This is a genomic window from Mesorhizobium sp. XAP4, from assembly GCF_029269325.1.
In the GTDB taxonomy this organism is placed as follows: domain Bacteria; phylum Pseudomonadota; class Alphaproteobacteria; order Rhizobiales; family Rhizobiaceae; genus Mesorhizobium; species Mesorhizobium ciceri.
Genome location: NZ_JARIXW010000005.1, coordinates 87,061 through 101,995, shown reverse-complemented (window position 1 = coordinate 101,995; position 14,935 = coordinate 87,061). Strand labels below are relative to the sequence as shown.

The window sequence follows — 14,935 nt, the reverse complement described above, 5'->3', positions numbered from 1 at the left end:
ATTCTGGAACCGGGCTGGCTCTTCAAACTGCGGTCGAGATGACATAGACGAGGCTTGACCATGAAAAAAGACTATGCATTTCTATTTCAGAGATAACAAAATGGAATGCCGGAGATGGCCAGTCTCGATGTCGATGCCGTGCGCACTTTCGTCATGGTGGCCGACCTGCAGAGCTTCACCCGGGCGGCTGCAGCACTTGGCAGCACCCAGGCGACGATCAGCGTCAAGTTGCGGCGGCTCGAGGAAAAGCTCGGCGCACGTTTGATCGAACGAACCCCGCGCCGCGTGGCACTGTCGGAAAGGGGGGCTGTCTTCCTGCCCGTGGCCCGCGAATTCCTTGCCGCCCATGAACGCGCCGTCGCGGAATTTTCCGCGGCGCCATGTCGGCTTGCGCTCGGCTTCGTCGATCATGTCGCGGGGCCTGAGCTTTCCACGCTGATCGCCCAGCTTCATGCCCACGATCCGTCGCTCGCGCTCAACATACGGATCGATACCAGCTCCATGCTGGAAGACGCTTTCGATCGCGGCGAACTCGATGCGGTGATTGTGCACCAGGAAGATGACAGTCGACGCGGTGAAGCTTTGTCGCGCACCCACTATGGCTGGTTCGCGGCACCTGGCTTCGAATGGCGACCAGGCACGCCCCTGCGCCTGGCTCTTTTAAGCACCAGATGCAATTGCCCGGACCGTATGAGAGCGGTCGAAGCGCTGGACCGGGCAGGCATCGCCTGGAATGAGGCTTTCGTCGGCGGCGGCGGCGCTGCCGTCAACATCGCGGTATCGGCGGGCTTTGCCCTTTCCGCCCTCGCTTACCGGGTTGCGCCCCCGGGCTTGATCGAGGTGGGCCGCAAACTCGGCCTGCCACCAATTCCCCCGTCCGAGATCGTTTTGCAGTCGCACGCTCTGCCGCCGCGGGCGCGGGAGGCGCTGCACATGCTCGCGACCGCTTTTCGCGAATATAGTTCGCCTGCCGAATAGGCAAGGGTGTTCCTGATCCCGATTCTATTGGTATGGATCGGGTTCCAGACTTCAGAGGGAACGAAATGTCCGAGATAATCGTCCGCCCGCTCGCGCAGTCCGACCACGCCGATTGGCGGCGCCTGTGGACCGACTATCTCACCTTCTATGAGACGAAGCTGCCGGAAGAGGTCTACGCCATCACCTGGAAGCGGCTGTTCACTCTGGGCGAATTCGAGCCAAAAGGCTTCATCGCCACACTGGACGGCAAGGCGGTCGGTCTCACGCACTACCTGTACCACCGCTCCGGCTGGTCGGAGAAAAACAACTGCTATCTGCAGGATTTGTTCGCCGACCCGGATGTGCGCGGCAAGGGGATCGGCGCCGCCCTTATCAACGCAGTGAAGGAAGAGGCGGCAAAGATCGGCGTCAAGAATGTCTACTGGATGACGCACGAGACCAACGCCACCGCGCGCAAGCTTTACGACCACGTCGCCCGCCGCACGGGCTTCATCGAGTATGATTTGCTGTAACCGGCCATGTTCATCCCCTTCTTCCTTGAACTGAAGGCTGCACGCGTTCCCGTCTCGCTCAGGGAATATCTGTCGCTGCTGGAGGGTCTGGAAGCCGGGCTGGTCGACTACGACGTCGAAGGTTTTTATTACCTCGCCCGCGCCGCCCTGGTGAAGGACGAGCGCCATATCGACCGCTTCGACCAGGTGTTCGCGCATGTCTTCAAGGGCATCGAAGCACTGGGCGGGCCGGATGCAGTCGATATCGCCAACATCCCCGAGGAATGGTTGCGCCGCCTCGCCGAAAAGCACCTGACCGACGAGGAGAAAAAACTGGTCGAAGCGCTCGGCGGTTTCGAGAAACTGATGGAGACATTGAAACAGCGGCTGCAGGAACAAAAAGGCCGTCACCAGGGCGGCTCGAAATGGATCGGCACCGGCGGCACCTCGCCTTTCGGCGCCTATGGCTACAATCCCGAAGGCGTGCGCATCGGCCAGCATGAAAGCCGCAGCCGGCGCGCGGTGAAGGTCTGGGACAAACGCGAGTTCAGGAATTTCGACGATGCCGTCGAACTCGGCACCCGCAACATCAAGATCGCGCTGAAACGCCTGCGTCGCTGGGTGCGCGAGGGCGCCGAGGAAGAGTTCGACCTGCCCGGAACCATCCACGCCACGGCCGAACACGGCTATCTCGACGTGCAGACGCGGCCAGAGCGGCGCAACGCGGTGAAGCTGTTGATGTTCTTCGATGTCGGCGGCTCGATGGACGACCACATCAAAAGCGTCGAGGAGCTATTCTCGGCCGCCCGCGCCGAATTCCGCCAGCTCGAATATTTCTATTTCCACAACTGCCTCTATGAGGGCGTGTGGAAGGACAATCGCCGCAGGCATGCCGAGGTGATTCCGACCTTCGACCTGCTTCACAAATACGGTCCGGACTACAAGGTGATCGTCGTCGGCGACGCCTCGATGAGCCCTTACGAGATCGCTCACCCCGGCGGTTCGGTCGAGCACTGGAATCCGGAGGCGGGCAGCGTCTGGCTCGGCCGTCTGCTGCAGCAATGGCCGAACGCGGTATGGCTGAACCCCGAAAATCCCAAGAACTGGGGCTACACCCATTCGGTTGCGATGATCCGCGACATTTTCGGCGGCCGCATGTTCCCGCTGACGCTGGCCGGGCTGGAGGGCGCGACCAAGCAGCTTTCAAGAAAGCACTGAAAGACCGACAGGAGATCCGATGACCTGCTTCCTCTGCCTGCAATGCGGCGTCCAGTTCGCGGCGACAGAGACGCCGCCAGAACATTGCCCGATCTGCGAGGACGAGCGCCAATATGTGCGCTGGGAGGGCCAAGCGTGGATCACGCCGGAGGAACTTGCCGAAGGACACCGGCTTGTTATGAAGGACGATGCCGGCGTTCTCGCCTTCGGCATCGAGCCGCGCTTCGCCATCGGCCAACGGGCGCTGCTGGCGCAGACGCCACACGGCAACGTGCTGTGGGACTGCGTTTCGATGGTCAGCGACGAGGCGGTGGCCGAGATCAACCGCCGCGGTGGCCTGGCGGCGATCGCCATCTCGCACTGCCACTATTATTCGGTGATGGCCAGTTGGAGCGAGGCGTTTGGCGGCGTGCCGATTTATCTCCATGCCGATGACCGCCAATGGATCATGCGACCGCACAAGGCGATCGTCAGTTGGGAAGGCGAGACGCTGGCCATAAACCCTTCGCTGACGCTCATCCGCTGCGGCGGCCACTTTGCCGGCGGTCAGGTGCTGCACTGGAAACGCGATGTCGGCGACGTCTTGCTGGCCGGCGATATCTTGCAGGTGACGCCGACGCGCCGCCATGTCAGCTTCATGTACAGCTATCCGAACTACGTTCCGCTCAATGCAGCGGCCGTGCGCCGCATCGCGGCGGCACTGGAGCCATTCGCGTTCGACCATATCTATGGTGCATGGTGGAACCAGAATGTCATCGGGGGCGCAAAAGCGGCGTTGGCTGCTTCGGTCGATCGCTATCTCAGGGCGATCGCATAAAGATCGCGATCGAAAATGCGGGCAAATCGCGTAACAAATGCCTATCTTGGTGCGAATATGAGGTTGCAATCCGCGCATGATCCCGAACCTCCGGTTCGGAAAGGATTATGCGCAAAACCAAAGTACTACAGCGTCCTTTGCGCGTCCGATGGGCGCGCGGCGCTGTGGTGGCGAGCCGGCAAGGCTGAGGAGATCGAATGGACACCCACACCTACCCTGTAACCCGCACCGACGCCGAATGGCGCGCCCGGCTGACGCCGGAGCAGTATGCCGTCATGCGCGGCCACGGCACCGAGCGGCCGGGAAGTTGCGCTTTGCTCTACGAGAAGCGCGCCGGCACCTTTTCCTGCGTCGGCTGCGACCAGCCTTTGTTTGAATCCAAGCTGAAGTTCGAGAGCGGCACCGGCTGGCCGAGCTTCAACGACCCGGTGCAGGGTTCGGTCGAAAACACCGTCGACCGCAGCTACGGCATGGTTCGCACCGAATGCCATTGCGCCCGCTGCGGCAGCCATCTCGGCCATGTTTTCGAGGACGGCCCGCCGCCGACCGGCCTGCGCTATTGCATCAACGGCGTGGCGCTGAAATTCGAGCCGGCGGCCTGAACCGAAATTCGATTGAATGAATGAAAAGGGCGGCTGCGGCCGCCCTTTTCATTGCCCCCCCGGCCGAACCCGGCGAACGCGGTGGGCGCCCGTGTCCGCTCTCAGACCACGACCGTCAGGATCAGCCATAATGTGGCGCCGAGCGTCATCAGCGAGGCCTTGGCGCCACCGGCCTTTTCCGTGGTTCGCCATACGGAAAAGGTCAGAAAGAGGTTGTAGGGCACCGGTGCGAAATGCACCGCCAGAACCAGCGCGAGCGGCAGCTTCAGTCCGAGCAGGACGATCGCGGCCACCAGAGATGCTACGTTGAGCGCCGTGCCGACAAGAACAAGGTCGCGCCAGAACAGCCGGTCGAGCGGCACCTGGCCTTGCCAGCGTGAGCGGAAAAAGGAGCCGATACCCTCTGGCAACACCGGATGTCTATCCCTGCCTCAGGACTTCGGTTACCGCGCGCTCGAAACGCGAACATTCGGTCACCAGCCAGTCGGCCATGGCTGGCCAGTTGTCCTCGGCATAGCAGTTCACCCGCCACATCGAATTGATGCCGAGATCCTCGCAACTCTGTTCCGGCCTGAGCTTCAGCCTGGCTTCGATATCAGGCTGGAACGGTTTCAACCGCGACCACGCTTGCGTGGCGCCGAACTTCTCGTTGCGGCCGAAGAAGACGCCGACCTGGCTCTGCGCCGGCGCGACATACATGGAAAGGACCAAGGCGAAATCGGGCAGCCCGCGCTGCCAGAACCAGGGTCCGCGCCTCGCCATCAGAGCCCTTTCTTCCGGATGCCGCTCGGCGAACAGCGTCCAGAAGCCGCGCTGGCGGAATTCAGAGGCGCGGCGGGCGCCGAAGTCGAATTCGCTCATGGCTCGATGCTCGCTCCGGCATCATGCTCGGCCGGAGACTGTTTCGAAATTCGCTCCGGCGAGTCATATGGTGGTGGTTTCGAGAATCGGAGCGGAGCGTACTTAAAGTACGTGAGCTCAGTTCTACTGCATTGCAGTAGAACTAGGGAAGCGCAGAAAACGCCACCAGATGGCCGCCGGAGTAGAATTTCCAGACGGTCTCTACACCATGCCGAGTGCGGCCTTATACAGATCGAGGATGGTTTCCTCTTCCTGACGCTCGGCCTGGTCCTTCTTGCGCAGCCGGATGATCGTGCGCATCGCCTTGGTGTCGAAGCCTGTGCCCTTGGCCTCGGCGAACACTTCCTTGATGTCGTCGGAAATGGTCTTCTTCTCTTCCTCGAGCCGCTCTATGCGCTCGATGAAGGCACGCAGCTGGCCGGCGGCAACAGTCTGGCTGGTATCGGTGATATCGTCGGCCATATTTTTCTCCACATCGTTTCTGCGCCGCGACTCGGGATGCATGCAGCGGCGAATTGAGCGGGCTCGATGCCCGACCGCCGGCGGCGGGTCAAGCTGTTATCGATGATCGAACTGACGCTGCCGCCACGATGCGGACAGCGATCCCCAGGAAGGTATCAATTAGCCGAAAGCGATCAGCAGATCCTTGGCATCGATCTGGTCGCCTGCCTTGACCAGCACCTCGGCGACCGTGCCGTCGCGCTCGGCATGCAGCGCCGTCTCCATCTTCATCGCTTCGATGGAAAGCAGCACGTCACCGGCCTTCACAGCCTGGCCGGCAGCCACCGAAAGCGCAGAAACGACGCCCGGCATCGGTGCGCCGACATGCGCCTCGTTGCCGGGTTCGGCCTTGCGGCGGGCCTTGGCGGCGGACGCGCCATGCGCCCGGTCGGGCACCTTGACACGGCGCGGCTGGCCGTTGAGCTCGAAGAACACGGTGACCATGCCCTTCTCGTCGACATCGCCGATGGCAAGGCACCGCACCACCAGCGTCTTGCCCTTCTCGATGTCGACGAAAATCTCGTCTTCCGGCTTCATGCCGTAGAAATAGGTCGGCGTCGGCAGCACGCTGACCGGCCCATAGGTTTCCTGTGCGCCGGCGAAATCCGTGAACACCTTCGGATACATCAGCCACGAGGCGAATTCGAATTCCGACAGCTTGCGCTCGAGCTTCTCCTCGATTTCCTTGCGGTTGGCCTTGAGGTCGGCTGGCTTGAGCAGCGAGCCGGGCCGCACCGTGATCGGCTTGTCGCCTTTGAGCGCCTTCCTCTGCAGCGCCGCCGGCCACCCGCCTGGCGACTGGCCGAGATCGCCGCGCAGCATCGAGACGACCGAGTCCGGGAAGGCGATATCCCTGTCGGGGTTTTCGACATCGGCAACGGTCAGGTCCTGGCTGACCATCATCAATGCCATGTCGCCGACGACCTTGGACGACGGCGTCACCTTGACGATGTCGCCGAACATCAGATTGACGTCGTGATAGGTCTGCGCCACCTCGTGCCAGCGCGTCTCCAATCCGAGCGAGCGAGCCTGTTCCTTCAGATTGGTGAACTGGCCGCCCGGCATCTCGTGCAGATAGACTTCCGAGGCCGGCCCCTTGAGGTCGCTTTCGAAGGCGGCGTACTGGTTGCGCACCGCTTCCCAGTAGAACGAGATCTTCCTGATCCATTGCGGGTCGAGACCGGGGTCGCGTTCGGTGCCCTTCAGCGCCTCGACGAGTGAGCCAAGGCATGGCTGCGAGGTGTTGCCGGAGAAGGCATCCATCGCCGCGTCTATGGCGTCGACGCCGCTTTCCACCGCCGCCAGCACCGTCGCCGCCGACAGGCCCGACGTGTCGTGGGTGTGGAAATGGATCGGCAGGTCGGTCGCCTCGCGCAGCGCCTTGAACAGCACGCGTGCTGCGGAAGGCTTCAGCAGGCCGGCCATGTCCTTGACGGCGATGATGTGGGCGCCGGCCGCCTGCAATTCCCTGGCCAGGCCGACATAGTATTTGAGGTCGTATTTCGCCCGCGCCGGATCGAGGATATCGCCGGTGTAGCAGATCGCCGCTTCGATCAGCTTGCCTTCGGCTCCGACCGCATCCATGGCGACGCGCATGTTGTCGACCCAGTTCAGGCAATCGAAGACCCGGAACAGGTCGATGCCACCGCTTGCTGCCTGCTTGACGAAATGCTGCACGACATTGTCGGGATAGTTGGTGTAGCCGACGCCATTGGCACCGCGCAGCAGCATCTGCAACAGCAGATTGGGCGCCGCCTCGCGCACCAGCGACAGCCGCTCCCACGGATCCTCGGTGAGGAAGCGCATGGCGACGTCGAAGGTGGCGCCACCCCAGCATTCCAGCGATAGAAGCTGCGGCAAGGCACGCGCATAGGTACCGGCGATGCCGGCAATGTCATGCGTGCGCATGCGCGTCGCCAGCAGCGATTGATGGCCATCACGCATCGTCGTGTCGGTGACCAGAACCTCCTTCTGATCGCGCATCCAGGCGGCGAACTTCTGCGGGCCCAGCACATCCAGCTTCTGCTTGCTGCCGCCGGGCACATTGCCGTTGAGGTAAGGCACCACGGGTGCCGCGGCGTCGGCCTTCGGCTGCGGCCGGCCGCGCGTCTCGGGATGGCCGTTGACGCTGACGTCGGCGAGATAGTTGATGAGCTTGGTGGCGCGGTCCTGGCGCTTGACCTGCTGGAACAGTTCCGGCGTCGTGTCGATGAACTTGGTCGTGTAGGAATTGTCGGCGAAGCTCGGATGGTTGATGATCGCTTCGAGGAAGGTCAAATTGGTGGCGACGCCGCGGATGCGGAACTCGCGCAGCGCCCGATTCATGCGGGCGATCGTCTCGGCCGGCGTCGGCGCCCACGCCGTCACCTTCTCCAGCAGCGGATCGTAGAAGCGGGTGATGACCGCGCCCGAATAAGCGGTGCCGCCGTCGAGGCGGATGCCGAAGCCCGTCGCGCCGCGATAGGCGGTGATGCGGCCGTAATCCGGGATGAAATTGTGCTCGGGATCTTCCGTGGTGATGCGGCACTGCAGCGCGTGGCCGTTCAGCCTTATGTCCTTCTGCGCCGGCACGCCTGATTCCGGTGTGCCGATGGCAAAGCCGTCGAGGATATGGATCTGCGCCTTGACGATGTCGATGCCCGTCACCTGCTCGGTGACGGTGTGCTCGACCTGGATGCGCGGGTTGACCTCGATGAAATAGAATTTGCCGGTGTCGGCATCCTGCAGGAACTCGACCGTGCCGGCGCCGATATAGCTGGTTTCGCGGGCGATCTTGAGCGCATGGCCGCAAAGCTCCTCGCGCTGCGACATTTCGAGATAGGGCGCCGGCGCCCGCTCGACGACCTTCTGGTTGCGGCGCTGGATCGAACAGTCGCGCTCGAACAGGTGCACGGCATTGCCATGGGTATCGCCCAGCACCTGCACCTCGACATGGCGGGCGCGTTCGATCAGCTTTTCGAGATAGACCTCGTCCTTGCCGAAGGCGGCTTTCGCCTCGCGCTTGCCTTCGGTGACTTCACGGGCAAGATCGGCTTCGGCGCGGATGGCCCGCATGCCGCGGCCGCCGCCGCCCCATGATGCCTTCAGCATCACCGGATAGCCGATTTCCTTGGCCAGTGTCTTGACCGTCTCCATGTCATCCGGCAACGGATCGGTGGCGGGGATCACCGGCACGCCGACCTCGATGGCGAGATTGCGCGCCGCGACCTTGTTGCCGAGCCGCCGCATTGTGTCCGGCCTCGGCCCGATAAAGGTAATGCCGGCTTCGGCACAGGCGTCGGCGAATTCGGGACTTTCCGACAACAATCCGTAGCCGGGATGGATAGCATCGGCACCCGACAGCCTGGCGACGCGGATCACCTCCTCGATCGACAGATAGCTTTCGATCGGCCCCATGTCCCTGGTCAGATGCGGCCCGCGTCCGACCTGGTAGCTCTCGTCGGCCTTGAAGCGATGCAGGGAGTATTTGTCTTCCTCCGCCCAGATCGCCACGGTTTTGAGCCCGAGTTCGTTGGCCGCGCGGAAGACGCGAATGGCGATTTCGGACCGGTTGGCGACGAGGATCTTCGTGATGGCCAAGGACTGGGCTCCAGCGACGGAAGGAAGAGAAATCGGCGCAATGATTAGCGTGAAAATGCTGCAGTGCAAACGAAATTGACGCGCATTTAAACCGATTGAAATGGAATCATTGCGCCAAGGACCCTCCCCATTCCTCCGAACAGCCAAAAAAGCGCCGGCTTTCCGGTTAATGCACGATCATTCCCCGGCTAAGCATCGGCTCCATCGGCCGCCCCTGAACATGACGATGGCAAAAGAAAATGCCCGGCGCGAGGCGCCGGGCATCCGTAAATGGTCTGGAGACTGACGAGCTTACATCTTCTGGACGTAGGTGTACTTGCCGTCGTCGCCCTTCTTCCATTCGTACATGACGTAGCCGGGCAGCGTCGGGTCGCCCTTGGCGTCATAGGACAGGTCGCCGAGAACGGTCTTGAAGGGGCCGTTTTCATGCAGCGCCTTGGCAACTGCCTGCGGGTCGTTCGACTTGGCAGCGGTCGCTGCTTCCGCGATCGCCTGCACGGCGGCGTAGGAGTAGAGCGTGTAGGCTTCCGGCTCGAAACCCTGCGCGCGGAACTTCTCGACGAGTTCCTTGTTGGCGGGGATCAGGCGCGGATCCGGGCCGAACGTGTTGAGCGTGCCCGCAACTGCGTCGCCAGCGATCGAAGCCAGTTCGTTCGACACGATGCCATCGCCGGAAACCAGCGTCGCCTTGAGGCCCTGGTCGGCCGCCTGACGGATGATCAGGCCGGCTTCGGTGTGCAGGCCGCCCCAATAGATGATGGAAACGCCGGCTTCCTTCATCTTGGCGATCAGCGCCGAGAAGTCCTTGTCGCCGACATTGATGCCTTCATACATGACTTCCGTCACGCCCTTGGCGTTCATCGCCTTCTTGGTCTCGTCGGCAAGGCCCTGACCGTAGGTGGTCTTGTCGTGAACGACAGCGATCTTGGCGTCCTTGAAGTTGGCGGCGAGATACGCGCCGGCAATGCTGCCCTGCTGGTCGTCGCGTCCGCAGGTGCGGAACACGTTCCACAGACCGCGCTCGGTGAATTGCGGGTTGGTCGCGGCCGGCGTCACTTCGACGATGCCGTTTTCCGCATAGACTTCAGATGCCGGGATAGAGACGCCGGAGTTGAAGTGGCCGACCACGAACTTGACGCCGTCGCCGACGAACTTGTTGGCGACCGAGATACCCTGCTTCGGATCGGAGACGTCGTCGCCGACTTCGAGCTTGATCTGCTCGCCGTTGATGCCGCCCTTGGCATTGATGTCGGCGACAGCAGCTTCCGCCCCCTTCTGCAGCTGCGCGCCGAAGGCGGCGTTCGGACCGGTGATCGGGCCCGCGACGCCCATCATTACGTCAGCCCACGCGCTGCCGCCGAACGCGACAAGCGCGGTCAGGGCGACGGCGGACAAAAGTGACTTTTTCATTTAAACGCTCCCATTAACGGAGTGGGCGTGGATGAAGCTTTCATGCGATGCCCACCCTTATCGCAGAAAGCATAGTTTGCCGATTTTCAGGCACTTGTCACGCCGATTCAATTTCGAGGCGGCGTTAATGATGAACGTCAACCTTTCGGTTTCCAGCTCAAGAGTGAAGCTCTTTCGTAGAGCCAATTATACTGTGTCACCATCTGGTTGGTGCGCGTGTATTGATAGCCGACGAAGCCGAGGATCATCAGCACGATGGTGTCGACGACATAATAATGCAGCGAGAACATGGTGCCGCCGAACAGCGCGTGATGGATGAAGCGGATCGCGATGCCGAGGCCCAGCACATAGGCGAACAGCTGGATGAAGCTGCGCCACGTCTGGGCACTGGCCTTGCCCGTCATCCACGCCGCCCAGCCGCCGAGCAGACAGGTGACGAAGAAGAACTGCCAGATCGAGGGTTCCTCGTAAAGAATGCCCTGCATGGTGAAGTCTCCCTAGCATGATCCCGAAAAGTTGCGGACTTTCCGGACAAAGATCATGCGACAAACAAACAATCTGGAGCGGAATAGCGGTGCACGCATTCCGCTTCGAACTCAGTGGTGTCCGCCCTCGAGATAGGCGGCGCGCACTTCCGGATTGGCGAGCAGTTCCTTGCCGGTACCGCTCATCGTCACATTGCCGTTGACCATGACGTAGCCGCGCGTGGCGAGCTTGAGCGCGCCGAAGGCGTTCTGCTCGACCAGGAACACGGTCAGCCCCTGGGTGCGGTTCAGTTCGCGGATGGCGTCGAAGATCTGTTTGACGATCAGCGGCGCGAGACCCAGCGACGGCTCGTCGAGCAAAAGCAGCTTCGGCCGTGCCATCAGCGCGCGTCCGATCGACAGCATCTGCTGCTCACCGCCCGACAGCGTGCCACCGCGCTGGGTGATGCGCTCCTTCAAACGCGGGAACAGCGTGAACACCTTCTCGACGTCCTCGTCATAGTGCTTGAGGTTGTCGAGGCTGGCGCCCATCTGCAGGTTTTCCATCACCGTCATGCGCGGAAAGATCCGCCGGCCCTCGGGCGATTGGGCAATGCGCATGCGCGCGATCTCGTGCGTCGGCATCTGGGTTATGTCGGTGCCGGCAAAGGTGATAGTCCCGGCGCGAGCCCGCGGCGCACCGAAAATAGTCATCATCAGCGTCGACTTGCCGGCGCCATTGGCACCGATCAGCGCCACGATCTCACCCTGCTTGACGGTGACATCGACGCCGTTCAGCGCCCGGATGTTGCCGTAATAGGTCTGCACGCCCTTGATATCGAGCAGCGTTGTCGCGGCCATCACTTGCCCCCTCCACGCTTGCCCGCCACGGGCTTGGCAGCGGTCTTGCTCGCGGTCTTTCCGGAGGCTGCCTTTGCAGTCTTTGCGGAAGCATGGCTCGTCGCCACCTTGCCCGCATCGACGCGGCGCGAAAATTCCGTGTCCCTGCCCTGGCCGAGCAGCCTAGCCTGTTTGACCCATTCCTCGCGCGCGATACGTCCGTCAAAAGCAAGATAGGCTTCGGCGGCCTCGACGTCGGCCTTTTTCCAGGCGCCGATCTGGTCGAAGTGGAAGATGCCGTGATCGTTGAGCTTCTTCTCGTTGACCGTACCGATGCCCTTTATGCGGGTCAAATTGTCGGCCTTGCCGCCGCGAGGCGCAGCCAGCCGGTTGGAGATCTCTCCAGTCTTCGCCGCAGGCTTGGCGGATGCGGTCGACTTCGCCGCCGTGCCGGTTGCCGCCTTCGACGTCGCTTTCGGAGCAGGCTTTGCCTTCGCCGGCGGCACGGCTGCCTGCGAGGCTGCCTTGTTTGCCGCGGCGAGCGACCTGGCGTCGACCTGACCGGCCTTTGACGCTCCCTTGGCCACCGTAACCCGCTCGCCCGAACTATGGCCTACCGTGTCGGTCACCGGCCCGGCGAGATAGGACGACGATGTTCCCGGACCGTGCGCGGCATCCGGCCCCGTATCGAGCTGTTCGATGACATCTTCGTCGCCGACTTCGGTAAGGACCGCTTCGACTTCCTCGTCGTCGACGCCGAGATAGGCGGCGATGACGCGCGGATCGGTGCGCACCGACTGCGGACTGCCGTCGGAGATCTTGCGGCCATACTCCAGCACCACGACATGGTCGGAGATCTGCATGACCACCGACATGTCGTGCTCGATCAACAGGATCGAGGCGCCGGATGTGTTCTTGATGTCGATCAGCAGCTCATTGAGCGCCGCCGATTCCTTCGGATTGAGGCCGGCCGCCGGCTCGTCGAGGCACAGAAGCTCGGGTCCCGTGCACATGGCGCGAGCGATCTCGAGACGGCGCTGCGCGCCATAGGGCAGGTCGCCGGCCGGGTCGTCGGCACGGTCGACAAGATCGGCCTTTTCCAGCCAATGCTTGGCGAGCTCCACCGATTCGGCCGAGGCCTTGCGATAGCCACTGAAGCCGAACAGGCCAAGCACCGTGTAGCCCGATGCCTTCATCAGTTTGTTGTGCTGGGCGACCAGCAGGTTCTCCAGCAGGGTCATGCCGGAGAACAGGCGGATGTTCTGGAAGGTGCGCGCCACCTTGGCGCGCGCCGGGATTTCATGGTTGGGTAGCCGCTCGAGCAGGAAGGTCGAACCATCGTTCCGGTTGAGCGTGATCATGCCTTCCGAGGGCTTGTAGAAGCCGGTGATGCAATTGAACACCGTGGTCTTGCCGGCGCCGTTGGGGCCGATCAGCGCGGTGATCTCGCCGCGCTTGGCGGCGAAAGACAGATCCCCGATGGCCACCAGGCCACCGAACTTCATCGACAGATGATCGACCTGAAGGATAGCGTCGTTCATGCCCGAAGCGGCTTTCTGAACAGGGTTCGCATTCATCAGCCGTGTCCTTCCTTGGTGAAGGAGCTTGAGACGGCCTTTCGCTCCTTCAGGAAGGCGGTTGGTTCACGACTGCCGACGAAGCCGCGCGGCTTCCACAGCATGACGATGACCATGGCCATGCCGAACAGCAGCATGCGGTAGAGTTCCGGTGTGAAGTCCGGTCCGAAGACCTGCTTGAGGAAGTCGAGTTCGCGCAACGCCTCGGTGCCGCCGATCATCACCATTGCGGCGACCGCTATGCCGACCAGCGAGCCCATGCCACCGAGAACCACGATGGCCAGGATGATGGCCGATTCCAGGAAGACGAAGGATTCCGGGCTGACGAAGCCCTGCCGTGCGGCGAAGAATGCGCCGGCGAAGCCGCCGAACATCGCACCCGTGGCAAAGGCCGTAAGCTTCGTGGTGGTGGTGTTGATGCCGAGCGAGCGGCAGGCGATCTCGTCCTCGCGCAACGCTTCCCAGGCACGGCCGACCGGCATGCGCCGCAGCCGGATGGTGACGAAGGCTGTCAGCAGCGCCAGCGCCAGGATCAGGTAATAGAGGAAGATCTTGTAGTAGGCGCTCGATGTCGCCAGATGCAGCACCTTGGCGACGTAATTGGGGTCCGACACGTTGAAGGTCATCAGGCCGAAGAAGGTGACCTTCGGGATGCCGGAAATACCGGCTGAACCGTTGGTGACCTCCCGCCAGTTGATCAGCACCAGGCGGATGATCTCACCGAAAGCCAAGGTGACGATCGCCAGGTAATCGCCGCGCAGGCGCAGCACCGGGAAACCGAGCAGCACGCCCCAGAAGGCGGCCATCGCGCCGGCGGCCGGCAAAAGGATCCAGAACGACAGGCCGTACTGCGTGCCGAGCAGCGCATAGGCATAAGCGCCGACCGCGTAGAAGGCGACATAACCGAGGTCGAGCAGGCCGGCGAGGCCAACGACAATGTTCAGGCCCCAGGCCAGCATCACATAGATCAGGATCTGGATGCCGAAATTGTCGACCCATTTCAGCGAGCCTTGCAGTCCGCCGACGAACGACCAGGACATCAGCGACAGGATCGCCACCACCAGGATCGGATAGAGGATCAGCGCGGCAATGCCGAGTTTGGTGAAGTTGGCATGAATGAAGCCGCGGAAATAATAGATCACGCAGGCCAGCACATAGATGACCGACAAGGCGCGCAGGAACTGCAGATAGCCCGCCGGCTCCGCTCCCACCCATCCGACGAGAGAGCTGTTGACCGCAAACAACACCACCGCCGCGACCAAGGCCACGATGAAGGCCGGCAACTGGAAGAAGCGTGACGCCACGCTGGCCGGCAGCAGGCCGGTGGCGACGTCGGTGATCTTCTGGTTGGCCAGGAAGGGCTGTCCATAGGCGACATAGAGGAAGCGCCCGACAGCCGTGGCGATAACCACGGCGGCAAGCAGGCCCCAGCGTGTCGTCAGGACCAGTTCATTGGAAATGTTCTGGCCGGTCTTCAGGCCGATGAACAGCACGAACAGGCCAAACGATATGGCAGCGGCATAGAGCGCCTCACGCAATGCGCGCTGCATGGGGGTGGCGACGGTGTCGCGCTCCGGAGATACGGTGACGGCCATAG

Annotated in this window: 14 protein-coding genes; 5 read left to right on the top strand and 9 right to left on the bottom strand. The window is 62.3% G+C overall.

The genetic code is table 11. The features are described from left to right. The first annotated feature begins 114 nt into the window (after positions 1–114). The 5 genes from P3C39_RS21805 to msrB all read left to right on the top strand — a co-directional run bounded on the left by P3C39_RS21805 (position 115) and on the right by msrB (position 4,106). On the top strand, positions 115–978 hold the full coding sequence (locus P3C39_RS21805) for a LysR family transcriptional regulator (protein ID WP_275954402.1): 864 nt from the start codon (positions 115–117) through the stop codon (positions 976–978). Positions 979–1,043: 65 nt separating this feature from the next. Then, complete coding sequence (locus P3C39_RS21800) at positions 1,044–1,490, top strand: GNAT family N-acetyltransferase (RefSeq protein WP_224618763.1); 447 nt, start codon at positions 1,044–1,046, stop codon at positions 1,488–1,490. A gap of 6 nt (positions 1,491–1,496) precedes the next feature. Further along, the gene (locus P3C39_RS21795; RefSeq protein ID WP_275954403.1) at positions 1,497–2,687 is read left to right on the top strand and encodes a VWA domain-containing protein; all 1,191 of its coding nucleotides are present in this window, start codon (positions 1,497–1,499) and stop codon (positions 2,685–2,687) included. A gap of 19 nt (positions 2,688–2,706) precedes the next feature. Beyond that, on the top strand, positions 2,707–3,504 hold the full coding sequence (locus P3C39_RS21790) for an MBL fold metallo-hydrolase (protein ID WP_275954404.1): 798 nt from the start codon (positions 2,707–2,709) through the stop codon (positions 3,502–3,504). A gap of 197 nt (positions 3,505–3,701) precedes the next feature. Beyond that, complete coding sequence (gene msrB, locus P3C39_RS21785) at positions 3,702–4,106, top strand: peptide-methionine (R)-S-oxide reductase MsrB (RefSeq protein ID WP_275954405.1); 405 nt, start codon at positions 3,702–3,704, stop codon at positions 4,104–4,106. A 101-nt stretch (positions 4,107–4,207) separates the two neighbouring features. Here msrB and P3C39_RS21780 read toward each other — a convergent pair whose 3' ends face one another. The 9 genes from P3C39_RS21780 to livM all read right to left on the bottom strand — a co-directional run bounded on the left by P3C39_RS21780 (position 4,208) and on the right by livM (position 14,933). Continuing rightward, positions 4,208–4,519, bottom strand: a complete 312-nt coding sequence (locus P3C39_RS21780) for a hypothetical protein (RefSeq protein WP_024502896.1) — start codon at positions 4,517–4,519, stop codon at positions 4,208–4,210. A 7-nt stretch (positions 4,520–4,526) separates the two neighbouring features. After that, the gene (locus P3C39_RS21775; protein WP_013529100.1) at positions 4,527–4,967 is read right to left on the bottom strand and encodes a hypothetical protein; all 441 of its coding nucleotides are present in this window, start codon (positions 4,965–4,967) and stop codon (positions 4,527–4,529) included. A gap of 201 nt (positions 4,968–5,168) precedes the next feature. Continuing rightward, the gene (locus P3C39_RS21770; RefSeq protein WP_013529099.1) at positions 5,169–5,429 is read right to left on the bottom strand and encodes a DUF2312 domain-containing protein; all 261 of its coding nucleotides are present in this window, start codon (positions 5,427–5,429) and stop codon (positions 5,169–5,171) included. Between the two features lie 159 nt (positions 5,430–5,588). Further along, positions 5,589–9,047, bottom strand: coding sequence for a pyruvate carboxylase (gene pyc, locus P3C39_RS21765; protein ID WP_275954406.1), 3,459 nt, complete (start codon positions 9,045–9,047; stop codon positions 5,589–5,591). Positions 9,048–9,338: 291 nt separating this feature from the next. Then, entirely contained in the window at positions 9,339–10,457 is a 1,119-nt protein-coding gene (locus P3C39_RS21760; RefSeq protein WP_013529097.1) for a branched-chain amino acid ABC transporter substrate-binding protein, read from the bottom strand. A gap of 137 nt (positions 10,458–10,594) precedes the next feature. After that, on the bottom strand, positions 10,595–10,942 hold the full coding sequence (locus tag P3C39_RS21755; protein WP_013529096.1) for a DUF6867 family protein: 348 nt from the start codon (positions 10,940–10,942) through the stop codon (positions 10,595–10,597). A gap of 111 nt (positions 10,943–11,053) precedes the next feature. Then, on the bottom strand, positions 11,054–11,782 hold the full coding sequence (locus P3C39_RS21750; RefSeq protein ID WP_013529095.1) for an ABC transporter ATP-binding protein: 729 nt from the start codon (positions 11,780–11,782) through the stop codon (positions 11,054–11,056). Continuing rightward, complete coding sequence (locus P3C39_RS21745; RefSeq protein ID WP_013529094.1) at positions 11,782–13,338, bottom strand: ATP-binding cassette domain-containing protein; 1,557 nt, start codon at positions 13,336–13,338, stop codon at positions 11,782–11,784. Before P3C39_RS21745 ends, P3C39_RS21750 begins: the two co-directional genes overlap by 1 nt. Continuing rightward, the gene (livM, locus tag P3C39_RS21740; protein ID WP_013529093.1) at positions 13,338–14,933 is read right to left on the bottom strand and encodes a high-affinity branched-chain amino acid ABC transporter permease LivM; all 1,596 of its coding nucleotides are present in this window, start codon (positions 14,931–14,933) and stop codon (positions 13,338–13,340) included. Before livM ends, P3C39_RS21745 begins: the two co-directional genes overlap by 1 nt. Positions 14,934–14,935 lie beyond the last annotated feature (2 nt).

Bases quoted from the DNA above. Each gene is read 5' to 3' on its own strand.
- P3C39_RS21805 (WP_275954402.1), top strand. From the start codon at position 115: ATGGCCAGTCTCGATGTCGATGCCGTGCGCACTTTCGTCATGGTGGCC.
- P3C39_RS21800 (WP_224618763.1), top strand. From the start codon at position 1,044: ATGTCCGAGATAATCGTCCGCCCGCTCGCGCAGTCCGACCACGCCGAT.
- P3C39_RS21795 (WP_275954403.1), top strand. From the start codon at position 1,497: ATGTTCATCCCCTTCTTCCTTGAACTGAAGGCTGCACGCGTTCCCGTC.
- P3C39_RS21790 (WP_275954404.1), top strand. From the start codon at position 2,707: ATGACCTGCTTCCTCTGCCTGCAATGCGGCGTCCAGTTCGCGGCGACA.
- msrB (WP_275954405.1), top strand. From the start codon at position 3,702: ATGGACACCCACACCTACCCTGTAACCCGCACCGACGCCGAATGGCGC.
- P3C39_RS21775 (WP_013529100.1), bottom strand. From the start codon at position 4,967: ATGAGCGAATTCGACTTCGGCGCCCGCCGCGCCTCTGAATTCCGCCAG.
- P3C39_RS21770 (WP_013529099.1), bottom strand. From the start codon at position 5,429: ATGGCCGACGATATCACCGATACCAGCCAGACTGTTGCCGCCGGCCAG.
- P3C39_RS21760 (WP_013529097.1), bottom strand. From the start codon at position 10,457: ATGAAAAAGTCACTTTTGTCCGCCGTCGCCCTGACCGCGCTTGTCGCG.
- P3C39_RS21755 (WP_013529096.1), bottom strand. From the start codon at position 10,942: ATGCAGGGCATTCTTTACGAGGAACCCTCGATCTGGCAGTTCTTCTTC.
- P3C39_RS21750 (WP_013529095.1), bottom strand. From the start codon at position 11,782: ATGGCCGCGACAACGCTGCTCGATATCAAGGGCGTGCAGACCTATTAC.
- P3C39_RS21745 (WP_013529094.1), bottom strand. From the start codon at position 13,338: ATGAATGCGAACCCTGTTCAGAAAGCCGCTTCGGGCATGAACGACGCT.
- livM (WP_013529093.1), bottom strand. From the start codon at position 14,933: ATGGCCGTCACCGTATCTCCGGAGCGCGACACCGTCGCCACCCCCATG.